The organism is Umezawaea sp. (assembly GCF_057122925.1).
In genome coordinates this window covers 17,429-27,962 of the sequence record NZ_DBNGPQ010000117.1, presented here as the reverse complement: position 1 = coordinate 27,962, position 10,534 = coordinate 17,429, and the positions used below count along the sequence as shown (strand labels likewise).

Sequence of the window (10,534 nt, the reverse complement as noted above, 5' to 3'; positions counted from 1 at the left end):
GCGCGCCTGCCCCGCGGCGCTCCACGGCCGGTTCCGGTACGCGGAGCCGTTCGAACGGCTGTGACTCAGCCCCGTGCGGTCAGGGTGAACGCGAGGGCCGCCATCGAGGTGAAGTCGATGGCCGGTTCGGAGCTGGGCCAGGAGCGGAGGTCGTCGGCGAAGACGGACGTCGCCGAGTCGTACCGCTTGGTGTAGTCCTTGGTGCACGGGGCGGAACCCGCCGGCATCTCGCCGAGGTCGCTGAACAGGTCGGCGCCGTTGGGGCCGTTGACGACCGCGCCGACCAACACCCTGCGACCGCCGTCGAGGTCGCCCGAGAGGTTCGCCGCCTGGTGCTGCGGGCAGTTCGGGAAGGTCGTGCCGACGCCGATCACGAGCGTCGTGCCCCAGGCGTTGGAGCCCAGCGTGAAGTTCCGCTGCTGGGTGCCGAAGTCCTCGTACGTGCGGTCGCCGGTCAGGCCGCGGTACAGCTTGGCCGTGGCCACGTAGCCGAAGCTGCGCGGAGCGGCGTCGAACTGGGTGACGTCGACGGCCGTGCGGAACGGGCTGGAAGCGGAAGCGTCGACGCCCTGCTGGAGCTGGCGCTTGAGGTCGCCGACGAGCTGCGCCTCGGTCACCTCGGCGTTGCGGACACCACCCGCGCGCAGCACGCGGACGAGGTCGGTGTGCGCCAGGGCGCTCGTGTTGTACAGGTTCAGGGTGTCCGTGTCGCCGCTGGCCAGGTACTCCTTGGCCCAGTGGGTGGCAGCGGTGGCCCAGCCCGCGGTGCGGCGGTCGCCCAGGGCCTTGCCCGCCAGCGCGAGCTGGGTGGCGCCGAACTCCATGTCGTCGGCCCAGGAGTCCTCGGGGTAGTACGCGTGCGGGAACGCGGTCACGAGTTCGCCGACGTCCGCGGTCTTGGCCTGGACGAAGACGGAGGCGGCCTCCTCCAGGTACCGGGCCGCCAGCGCGGGGTGACGCCTGGCCTCGACCTGGGCGGCCAGGGCGAACGCGGCCGAGACGCGGCCCGCGAGGTTGGGGCTGATCTTCTCGCCGGGAGCCGCGGCGCGGAAGACGGGGCGGTGCTTGATGAAGTACTCCAGGTCGCCCGGCTCCACGTCCAGCTCGTCGTCCGCTTCGGGGAGGCGCCACACGTCGTGGTCGCCGACGAAGCCGTGCTCCTCGCTGCCGGTGCCGATGCCGACCTGCGCGATGAGCGTCTTGGACTTGCCGTCCCACACCTTGTCGAGCCACCTGAGCCCGAACCTCGTCTCGGCCTCCAGGGCCGGGTTGGGGTCGACGCGCTGCGCGTACAGGAGTTCCGCGAGCGAGTACGAGGTGGCGTGGGTGAACTTGACGAAGTCGCCCGCGTCGAACCAGCCGCCCTCGACGTCGACCGGGCCGCCGACGCGCTTGAGGGGTTCGGCGACCTCGTCGCCGCCCTCGCCCGTGAACACCGGGTGGTCGTAGACGTACGCCTCGCGGTCGGCCAGGTGCGACGGCTTGCGCTTCAGCCTGCCGGGGATGACGTCGGCGCCGTCGCGCTGGGCCTGGAAGAACTCGACGTTGTTCGCGGCGAGCGGGGAGTGCAGCCGGTCCACGGTGTCGATCGTGAACGTGGGCGAGGTGACCCCGCCGACCTTGATCCGGTACGTGCCCCTGCGGGTCACCCCGGTGAAGTCGATCGGGTGCACGGCGGTGAAGGCGGTGTTCCAGCCACCGAGCGACGTGCCGACCCTGCCGGTGAGCACCGAACGGCCCCGGCCGTCCAGCACGGAGAACGGGGCCCCCGCGGTGGCCGTCGGGGCGAGCAGGTACGCCTGCTTGGACTCCGTGGTGCCGTAGCCGATCTGGTCCAGTCTCACCTGCCCGGACGGGGCGGCCTGGGCGGGCACCGCGACCAACCCGGTGACCACCGCCGCTGCGACGAGAGCGTGCGCGAAACGCATGGGGACTCCTCGTTCGGACCGGCGGCGGTGGTCCTATGGTTAAGAAGGTTGCCTAATTAGTCGGGAAGGGTAGCCGCCGGACGCCGGAGTCACCAGTCCTCCGGCGGCTCCGAGAACGCCTTGCCCAGGTCGCGGGTCAACGAGAGGGCGCGGCGCACCCACTTCTCGGAAGCGCCCGCCATTCCGCAGGTGGGAGTGGGTAGCGCCAGGTCGGTGAGCACCGAGCGGGGGAAGCCGAGGCGGTCCGCCAGCTCCAGCGCGGGCCTCGCGAGTTCGCGCAGGTCGACCTTCGTGCCCGGATCGGTGCTGGGCACGAGGCCGAGCCACAGGGACGTGCCCGCCTGCCAGGCCTCCCCCAGCTCGTCCGCCACCGCCTTGCCCGCGCCGCGCAGCAGCGAGACGTCGAGCGCCACGGCCGTCGCGCCCGCTTCGCGGAAGAGGGTCACGGGCGGCTTGGGCGCGCAGCAGTGGACGATCGCGCCGGGACCGGCCACGTCGATGATCGCGGCGAGCACGTCCCGCGCGTCCGGCTCCGGGACCGCGCGCACGGTGCCGAGCTTCGACGGGGTGGGCAGGAGCCCCCCGAGGACCGCCGGGACTCCCGGCTCGTCGAGCTGCACGACGACCTGCGCGCCGGTCCTCTTGCGCACCTCGGCGATGTGCAGCTTGAGGCCCTCGGCGAGGGATTCGGTGAACTCCTTCACCGCGCCGGGATCGGTGAGGACCCGGTGGCCGCGCACGAGCTCGATGTTCGACATGAGCGTCCACGGGCCCGCGATCTGGATCTTCACGACCTCCGGGCGGAGGTTGACGGTCTGGACCGCCTCCTCGAACGCGTCGAGGTCGTAGTTCATCAGGTCCGTGGCGCGGCGGTGGTCGCGGCCGGGGTGCGCGGTCACGCGGTAGCCGGACGGGACCACCTCGACGGGGATGTCCACGAGCAGGCCCGCCGTGCGGCCGATGAGGTCCGCGCCCACGCCGCGGGCGGGCAGTTCGGGCAGGTGCGGGAGCGCGGGGAGTTCGCCGAGGACGATGCGTGACGCCTCGCGCGGATCCGTGCCTGGCAGGGAGCCGATGCCGGTGGCGGAGCCGGGTTTCCAAGGGGTCGTGTTCACGTCGACAGTGTCCCACCGGCAGGAGGACCGGAGTCGCCGCGGCGCTTCCGGTGCTCGCGGCGGTCCTTCCACCACTCCAGGCGGTCCTCGGAGTTCTGCGGGAAGACCGTGCGGACCACGGCGAGGGCCGAGCCGGACAGGACGACGAGACCGACGAGCCACCACGGTGCGGCGGCCAGGACCGACGCCGTGCCCGCTCCGGCGATGCCGATTTCGGCCACGCGAGAACCTGGTGGCGGCGTCACGACGGACACCCGGTGATCTCTTCGCTCCGATCCGGGCGGTGCAACTGGTTCCAGCACCCATCGGGCCGGTCCTCGACCACGTCGGGTTTCGTGACGGAGATCGCGTACTTCTCGATCGGGATGGCGTGGTCGTCCGTCGGCGCGTGCCGAACCGACGCGGACGTGCGGCGAGCGGTGGTCGGGGTTCGCCGTTCCTCCACCTCGTCCCAGGCCCAGTCCGGCTCGGAGCACTCCCGCCCGCGTCCGGTCTCAGCACGGAGGACGACGATGCCGCGCTGTGTGCCCGTCATTCCCAGGGGTGTGACCCGAGCGCCGGGGATGCGGCATGCCGACTCGACGAGGATCGCGGCCACAGCGCTTTCCCGCGGCCCTCCTTCCCACAGCAGGGTCACGGAAGTGCCGTCTGGCGTCCCGAGCACCCTGGCCGCGGACCGGAACAGGACCAGTCGGCGCACGACCGCGCTCATCAGGTCGGCAGGCCGTGGCAGGCGCGCCACTCGACGCTCGGCGTCGTCCAGGTGATCGCGGCAGTCCGACCACAGGGTCTCGTCGGCTCCGCACTCGTCCTTGAGCCTGCTGACCGCGGCCCGCCACAGACCCCGGTCGACACCGACCAGGCGCACCAGCCCAGCGGCTCCGATCAGCCGGAGGTCCAGGTGACCACGTCTCGGGACGGGCCGCAGGCCGGGTACACCGCTGACACCGGTGGGCCTGATCACGGGCAAGGCCTCGGCGAGCAGGCGGCCGACGTCGTGTCCCGCCACTTCCAGGCGGAGGCCCCGCGACGACAACCCGAACCGCCGAACCAGCGGCCTGCCCATGATCGCAGGCCACAGGGCGGCCTCGAGTTCGTGCTGCGTCCCGGCGGGGATCAGCGGGCCGCCCTCGTCACGCAGTTGCCTGCGCACCGCGGCTGGGGTCTCGCCCGTGACCAGGGTCCGGCGGTGAACGCGGACCGCGTGGCTGCCGGACTGCTTCGTCGACACCGTGGAACCTCCGCAACGCCGCCCGGTCGACGCTGCCGAGTTCGCGAGGTCACCCTCGATCAGCACGGAGTCCAGCACGCGGGGCGCACCCCGAGGTGCGCTTGGGAGGCACTCACCCCAACCGGGTGCGGAGGAGCCTCGTGGCAGCCGCTGCTGCCGCCGAGAAGGTTACCCGGACGTCGGCGGCCTTCTGCCGCTTCCCCCAGCGCGAACCGGCACCCCGTGCAAGAGGGGTGCCGGCCATCCGGCCGATCAGCGGTTGGTCGCCAGCACGCCGGGGTTGTTGCGCGCGCCCGCGGTCACGCCGTGCGGGGTCGCGGCGTTGATCGCCGCCAGCTCGGCGGTGGTGAACTTGATGGCCGAGGCGGCGACGTTCTGCTCCAGCCACCGGCGCTGCTTGGTGCCGGGGATCGGGGTCGTGTCCTGCGCGAGCACCCACGCCAGCGCCAACTGGGCGGGGGTGACCTCCTTCTGCGCGGCCAACTCCTTGAGGGTGTCGACGATCGCCACGTTCTCGTCGATGTTCTCCGGCTTGAACCACGGCAACTGGCGGCGGTGGTCGTCGGCCGCGAGGTCGTCGACCTTCGTGATGCCGCCGGTGAGCACACCACGCCCGAGCGGGGAGCACGGGACGAAGCCGATGCCCAGTTCGCGGCACGTGGCCAGGACGCCGTCCTTCTCCGGGTCCCTGGCGAACAGGGAGTACTCGGACTGCACGGCCGTGATCGGGTGGATGAGGTGCGCGCGCCGGATCGTTTCCGGCGTCACCTCCGACAGGCCGATGTAGCGGATCTTGCCCGCCATGAACAGGTCGGCCAGCGCGTCCATCGTGTCCTCGATCGGGACCTCGGGGTCGACGCGGTGCAGGTAGTACAGGTCGATGTAGTCGGTGCCCAGGTGCCTGAGCGAGCGGTCGACCGCCTTGTTGGCGTAGCCAGGGGTGCCGTTGAGGCCGTGGGCGCCGCCGTCGTCGTCGAGCTCCACCGCGAACTTGGTCGCGATCTGCACGTCCTCGCGGTGCCCCTTGAGCGCCTTGCCCACCAAGACCTCGTTCGTGAACGGGCCGTAGGACTCGGCGGTGTCGAAGAACGTGACCCCGAGTTCTAGCGCGCGGTGGATCGTCGCGGTCGACTCGGCGTCGTCGCGGCCCGCGTAGTAGGCGCTCATGCCCATGCAGCCGAGGCCCTGGGTGGAGACGAGGAGACCCTGGCTGCCGAGCGGGCGTTTGCCTAGGGGCGTGGAGTTCTGGTCGACCATCGAAACAGTCTCGCCGATTCACGTTCGCGCACGAGCACGAGGTCTCGGGAAGAGTTAAAAGGTCTAGACCCATTGACGCAGATGGTCTACACCACATACCGTCACGGTGTCGGTGCTCACAGTGTTGAGCACCCCCGGATCGTGGTGTGGGAGCGCGTCGCGCCCCGTGCTCCCGCACCACACTTCCCCCTGTGGTTGAGTGCCCGGAATGGGACCAGCGGAGATCGCCCTCGGGATCGAGCGGCTGCACTCCGGCGAGGGCACGGCGCGGCTGGCCATGACGATCACCGAGACGATGATCAACGTCCACGGCATCGGCCACGGCGGCTACGTCTTCCTGCTCGCCGACAGCGCGTTCGCCGTCGCCTGCAACTCACCGGGTTCGGTCACGGTCGCGGCGCAGGCGGAGATCGACTTCATCGCGGCCGTGCGGCTCGGTGACGAACTGGTGGCGGAGGCGGTGGAACGGGTGACGTTCGGGCGCAGCGGCATCTACGACATCACCGTCACGCGCGGGGACGAGGTCGTGGCGGAGTTCCGCGGCCGGAGCCGGACGATCCGCTGAGACCGGTTCCACGAGGACGAGCCGCCAGGTCAGTCGGTGGACCCCCATCGCGCAGCCGTCGCCGGTCGTGCCCACGACCAGGGTCTGGTGCGGTGGCCGCGCGTGCGTCGTGCCCGATCCGGACGTCCGTTCGACGTGCGCTCCTCGCCACCGCGGGACCGCGATCAGCCGGGACGGCGGCGGGCTACGGGTGTGGACCCCTGGTCGAAGGCAGCGGTGCCGCGGCCCGCTTGAGGCCCAGTACCTGGAGCACCGCGAAGCCCGCCACCGCCGCCGCCTGGGCGAGCACCAGCCACGTGCCGAGCGCGGTGATGCCGAACCAGCCGAGTTCGGCCGTGAGCACGCTGCCGACCACCCACAGCAGGTTGCCGAGGACGACGACCTTCACGAGCGTGCGGTGGGGGCGGGTGCCGAGGAGGAAGACGCCCGCGCCGTAGGCGAGCAGGAAGACGCCCAGCGGGATCGCGGGCAGGCCCAGTTCCCCGCTGAACGGGAGGGCGAGGGCGCCCAGTCCGGCTGAGGCGACGCCGTCGAGCTTGAGTGCGAACCGGAGCGGTCGGTCGTTGTTCGTCATGGCCGCAACAGTGGGGTCGGCGGCACTGCCAAGACCACGCCGAACGCTGCCATCCACTGCCGATCAGCGGGACTCGACCTGGGAGAACAGGTCCGCTGCCACCAGTTTGGCCCCGGCGTTCTGCCAGTTGTGCAGGGTGCGCTCGGGGACCTGGCCGACGAACCACGCCAACGCCCTCCTGGACGGCGGGTCGAGGTCCTCGCGCTTCGTGCGGACGCTGTACGGGCGGATCCCGGCGACGTAGTAGAAGTACAGCGCGTTGTAGTGCCGCCACTCGTCGCTGGTGCCGAAGTCGCCGTCCCTGGGCTTCAGGCGGGTGACGCTCTCCAGCAGCAGCGCCTTCAGCTCCACGGCTCGTTCGACCGGCTGGTCGACCGCTCCCCTGGCGGCCAGGCGGTCGGTGATCACCGGCAGGTCGGTCAACGGGCTGGCGACGAGCTTGCCGAGGTCTCCGTAGTGGCTGAGGGCGCGCCGGGTGAGCTTGGCGAACTCCTGGACGTCCACGTCGGCCAGCGGGTTGCGGCGGGGCAGGGCGTCGATCGCCCCGCGGAGTTCGGCTCGGTCCTTCGCCAGGCCGGGCAGGACGAGCCGGTCGGCCACCGCCGAGATCGGGCTGGCGAGGACCTGGACGGCGATGGCGGCGGCGACCGTGCCGAACAGCAGCGGTTCCAGGCGGGCTTCGGTGTGGACCATGACGACGACCACCTGGGCGCCGAACAGGATCGCGGTAGCCAGCGAGACGACGAGGGAGCGGACCAGGTCGGCGCGGACGGCCTCGCCCTCGTCGAACGCGTCCGCCACGGCCACCGCGACGCCGAACAGGACGAGGTCGAACGCGAGGGCGCCGAGCGCCAGCGGTCTCGGCAGCAGGTCGAGGCCGAGCAGTGCGGTGCCGATGCCGAACATCGGCGTCGCGGCGGCGAGGACGGCACCGGCGCGGGCCGGGCGGTGGCGCAGGAACAGGCCGAAGGCGACGGCGAGCGGGAGCACCGCGACGACCGGGGAGAAGACCGCCGCCACGAGGACCGGAACGGTCGACATGCGCCACCAGAGTTCGAAACGCACTGGTAGCCAGCACGTGATGGCACCGGCCCACGCCACCGCGGGCACCGCGAGGAAGACCTGCGGGAGCGAGTCGAACGCGATTACCACCGCGAATGCGAGCAGTCCAGCCGCCGTTCGGTGCAGCAGCGGTTTTCCCAGTTCTCGCGAGATCAGGTAGAGACCCAACCACCAGGCCAAACCGAATGACACCACTGTTACCGACAGCACATGACAATCCTACGATCGGGCGAACATTCGGCAGCCCATTGCACGACTTGAGAGCATGTGGGCCATGCCTGTCGAGGTGACGTTGCACCGCGCGGCCGAAGAACTCACGCGAGGCGATTTAGCGAGTGTTCTCCGCGCGCGCCAGAGGCTGGCCGGGCTGGTGGGCACCTATCCCCACCGGCTGGACCTCCGGGACAAGTTGGCCGCCGTCTACCGGGTGCTCGGCAACACCGTGCAAGCCGGGCGCTGGAGCTACCTGTCCGAGGTACGGGACGACCTGGAGGTGCTCGCGTTCGAACACGCGTACAAGACACCGGTCGCGCGGCTGACCGCGCTGAACTGGACCGGCGGCGAGGACGCCGCCGAGACCGCGACGGCCCGCGCGCGCCTGATGGCGCTGCACCGGGCCACGACCGAGCAGATCCAGGACGAGCTGGCCGTCGCGGAGGGGGAACCCGGCCGGTCGTGGGTCGCCTGCGCGCTGATCGCCCTCGGCCTCGCGGTGCTGGCCGCGCTCGTCGTGATCGGCGCCATTACCGCCGTGGGCTTCGGGTACCGCATCCTGGTCTCATGACCATCGACGTCCCCGCCGCCGCCGAACGCATCCGCCCGCACGCCCGCCGGACCCCGCTGTGGCAGGTCGAGGTGGACGGCCGTCCGCTGGCGCTGAAGCTGGAGCACCTCCAGTCGACCGGGTCGTTCAAGATCCGCGGGGCGCTGAACTCGCTGATCGCCGGGGGCACGCCGGACCACGTGGTGACGGCGTCGGGCGGCAACCACGGCCTGGGGGTCGCGCGGGCCGCGCAGCTGCTCGGGGTGTCCGCCACGGTGTTCGTGCCCGTGTCCGCGCCCGAGGGGAAGGTGCGGCGCATCGAGGCCGCCGGGGCGAAGCTGATCCGGCACGGGGCCTCGTACTCGGAGGCGGCGGCAGCGGCGCGGGAGTTCCCCGGCGTCTACGTCGAGGCCTACGACGACCCGCTGACGGTGTCCGGGCAGGGCACGGTGGGCCTGGAGGTCGTGGTCGACCTGCCCGAGGTGGACTCCGTGGCCGTCGCGGTCGGCGGTGGCGGGCTGGTCGCCGGGATCGCGTCGGCGATCGACGGGCGGCTGACGGTGGCGGTGGAGCCGGAGGGCTGCTCGGCGCTGCACAACGCGCTCGCGGCGGGCCGCCCGGTCGACGGTCCGGTGGAGTCCGTGGCGGCGTCCGCGCTGGGCGCCACCCGCGTCGGCGACCTGCCGTTCGAGGTCGTGACGTCCGTGCCGCTGAGGTCGCTGCTGGTCACCGACGCCCAGCTGCTGTCGGCCCGCGACCGGCTGTGGGAGGAGTTCCGCCTGGCCGTGGAACCGGCGGCGGCGGTGCCGTTCGCGGCGTTCCTGGCGGGTGACGTGCCCGGCGAGCTGCCGTGCGTGGTCCTGTGCGGCGCCAACACCGACTGGACCCCCTGACCGTCCGGTGGGACTCTGGGCGGGTGGCAGACACCGACGTGCTCGACGGGCTCGTCACCCAGCTCGGCCCCTACGGGGTCCGCGCCTCCACCCTGTTCGGCGAACCGGCCCTCATGGACGTCGAGGGCAAGACCTTCGCGTGCCTGCACGGCGGTGAACTCGCGTGCAGGCTCGGGCAGGGCACGCGGGCCCACGCGGAGGCGCTGGGGATGGGCGACGCGCACCTGTTCGACCCGTCGGGCGCCGGCCGTCCGATGCACGACTGGGTGAGCTTGCCCGCCGCGCACTCCGCGCGGTGGGCGGAGTTCGCGTCCGCGGCGATGTCGGTGCCCCGCTGACCTACGCCCGCTGACGTAGGTGCCGGTGCCGCTCCTGGGCTGATGACCCCACGCCCCGACGCGGCCACCATTCGGTGTCATGACAACACGCGTCGGTTACCTGGTCAGCGCCGCGCTGTTCGCCTGCGGCCTGTTCCACCTCCTCGTGTTCGCCGTCGACGGCGGCCCCTGGGAGGGCCCGGTGTCGTGGCGGAAGCCCGTGACGTTCGGGCTGTCGTTCGGGCTCACCCTGGCCACGGTCGTGTGGGTCGGGACGCTCGTGCGGATCACGCCGTTCGTGGTGGCGCTGTTCACCCTCGCCTCGGTCTACGAGGTCGTCGGCATCACCGTGCAGGCGTGGCGGAGGGTCCCGTCGCACTTCAACAACGAGACGCCGTTCGACTCGGCGATCTCCACCGGGTTGGCCGCGGGCGGCGGGGTGATCATCTTCTCGGTGGTGTGGCTGCTCGTCACGGCGTGGCGGGCGGATCACCTGACTCCGAGCCTGCTGCTGGCGGTGCGCGTCGGGGCGGCGGCGTTCCTCGCCGCGATGGCGTTCGGCGGCCTGATGATCGCCCGCGGCGCCGTGCTGGCGCGGACCTCGGGGGTCGCCGAGGCGTACGGCACCGCCGGGATCCTCAAACCCGCGCACGGGGTCGCGATGCACGGCGTGCTGGTGCTGCCGCTGCTGGCGTGGCTGCTGACGTTCACGGCGCTCGACGAGCGGCGGCGGACGCGGGTCGTCGGCTGGGCGTCGGCGGGCTACCTGGCGCTGCTCGCGGCCGCGACCTGGTACTCGCTGGCGTAGGCGCAGCCTGGTACTCGTTGG

General features: G+C 71.8%; 12 protein-coding genes. 5 read left to right on the top strand and 7 right to left on the bottom strand.

The features are described 5' to 3' along the window. Nucleotides 1-65: 65 nt before the first annotated feature. The 5 genes from AC156L_RS26855 to AC156L_RS26835 form a co-directional block, all read right to left on the bottom strand. Nucleotides 66-1,928, bottom strand: a complete 1,863-nt coding sequence (locus AC156L_RS26855; protein ID WP_330876157.1) for a glycoside hydrolase family 9 protein — start codon at nt 1,926-1,928, stop codon at nt 66-68. An 89-nt stretch (nt 1,929-2,017) separates the two neighbouring features. Beyond that, entirely contained in the window at nt 2,018-3,043 is a 1,026-nt protein-coding gene (locus AC156L_RS26850; RefSeq protein WP_330876158.1) for a methionine synthase, read from the bottom strand. Further along, complete coding sequence (locus AC156L_RS26845; protein WP_330876159.1) at nt 3,040-3,264, bottom strand: hypothetical protein; 225 nt, start codon at nt 3,262-3,264, stop codon at nt 3,040-3,042. Before AC156L_RS26845 ends, AC156L_RS26850 begins: the two co-directional genes overlap by 4 nt. A 20-nt stretch (nt 3,265-3,284) precedes the next feature. Next, complete coding sequence (locus AC156L_RS26840; RefSeq protein WP_330876160.1) at nt 3,285-4,274, bottom strand: hypothetical protein; 990 nt, start codon at nt 4,272-4,274, stop codon at nt 3,285-3,287. Between the two features lie 252 nt (nt 4,275-4,526). After that, a complete protein-coding gene (locus tag AC156L_RS26835) occupies nt 4,527-5,531 on the bottom strand; it encodes an aldo/keto reductase (protein ID WP_330876161.1) in 1,005 nt (334 codons plus the stop codon). A gap of 208 nt (nt 5,532-5,739) precedes the next feature. On the opposite strand from AC156L_RS26835, the gene paaI reads away from it, so the two are divergent. Next, nucleotides 5,740-6,096 (top strand): hydroxyphenylacetyl-CoA thioesterase PaaI, encoded by a 357-nt coding sequence (paaI, locus tag AC156L_RS26830; protein ID WP_330876162.1) that lies wholly within the window; start codon nt 5,740-5,742, stop codon nt 6,094-6,096. A gap of 184 nt (nt 6,097-6,280) precedes the next feature. Here paaI and AC156L_RS26825 read toward each other — a convergent pair whose 3' ends face one another. Beyond that, the gene (locus tag AC156L_RS26825) at nt 6,281-6,670 is read right to left on the bottom strand and encodes a hypothetical protein (RefSeq protein WP_330876163.1); all 390 of its coding nucleotides are present in this window, start codon (nt 6,668-6,670) and stop codon (nt 6,281-6,283) included. A gap of 63 nt (nt 6,671-6,733) precedes the next feature. Beyond that, nucleotides 6,734-7,711 (bottom strand): hypothetical protein, encoded by a 978-nt coding sequence (locus AC156L_RS26820; protein WP_330876164.1) that lies wholly within the window; start codon nt 7,709-7,711, stop codon nt 6,734-6,736. Nucleotides 7,712-7,997: 286 nt separating this feature from the next. Here AC156L_RS26820 and AC156L_RS26815 point away from each other — a divergent pair, with 286 nt between their 5' ends. The 4 genes from AC156L_RS26815 (at nt 7,998) to AC156L_RS26800 (ending at nt 10,513) form a co-directional block, all read left to right on the top strand. Then, nucleotides 7,998-8,516 (top strand): DUF6584 family protein, encoded by a 519-nt coding sequence (locus AC156L_RS26815; RefSeq protein ID WP_484407356.1) that lies wholly within the window; start codon nt 7,998-8,000, stop codon nt 8,514-8,516. Beyond that, nucleotides 8,513-9,388 (top strand): serine/threonine dehydratase, encoded by an 876-nt coding sequence (locus AC156L_RS26810; protein WP_330876166.1) that lies wholly within the window; start codon nt 8,513-8,515, stop codon nt 9,386-9,388. Before AC156L_RS26815 ends, AC156L_RS26810 begins: the two co-directional genes overlap by 4 nt. A gap of 23 nt (nt 9,389-9,411) precedes the next feature. Continuing rightward, complete coding sequence (locus tag AC156L_RS26805) at nt 9,412-9,726, top strand: hypothetical protein (RefSeq protein WP_330876167.1); 315 nt, start codon at nt 9,412-9,414, stop codon at nt 9,724-9,726. Between the two features lie 79 nt (nt 9,727-9,805). Beyond that, nucleotides 9,806-10,513, top strand: a complete 708-nt coding sequence (locus AC156L_RS26800) for a hypothetical protein (RefSeq protein ID WP_330876168.1) — start codon at nt 9,806-9,808, stop codon at nt 10,511-10,513. The last annotated feature ends 21 nt before the right edge of the window (nt 10,514-10,534 follow it).

Bases quoted from the DNA above. Each gene is read 5' to 3' on its own strand.
- AC156L_RS26810 (WP_330876166.1), top strand. From the start codon at position 8,513: ATGACCATCGACGTCCCCGCCGCCGCCGAACGCATCCGCCCGCACGCC.
- AC156L_RS26825 (WP_330876163.1), bottom strand. From the start codon at position 6,670: ATGACGAACAACGACCGACCGCTCCGGTTCGCACTCAAGCTCGACGGC.
- paaI (WP_330876162.1), top strand. From the start codon at position 5,740: ATGGGACCAGCGGAGATCGCCCTCGGGATCGAGCGGCTGCACTCCGGC.
- AC156L_RS26800 (WP_330876168.1), top strand. From the start codon at position 9,806: ATGACAACACGCGTCGGTTACCTGGTCAGCGCCGCGCTGTTCGCCTGC.
- AC156L_RS26815 (WP_484407356.1), top strand. From the start codon at position 7,998: ATGTGGGCCATGCCTGTCGAGGTGACGTTGCACCGCGCGGCCGAAGAA.
- AC156L_RS26820 (WP_330876164.1), bottom strand. From the start codon at position 7,711: ATGTCGACCGTTCCGGTCCTCGTGGCGGCGGTCTTCTCCCCGGTCGTC.
- AC156L_RS26835 (WP_330876161.1), bottom strand. From the start codon at position 5,531: ATGGTCGACCAGAACTCCACGCCCCTAGGCAAACGCCCGCTCGGCAGC.
- AC156L_RS26855 (WP_330876157.1), bottom strand. From the start codon at position 1,928: ATGCGTTTCGCGCACGCTCTCGTCGCAGCGGCGGTGGTCACCGGGTTG.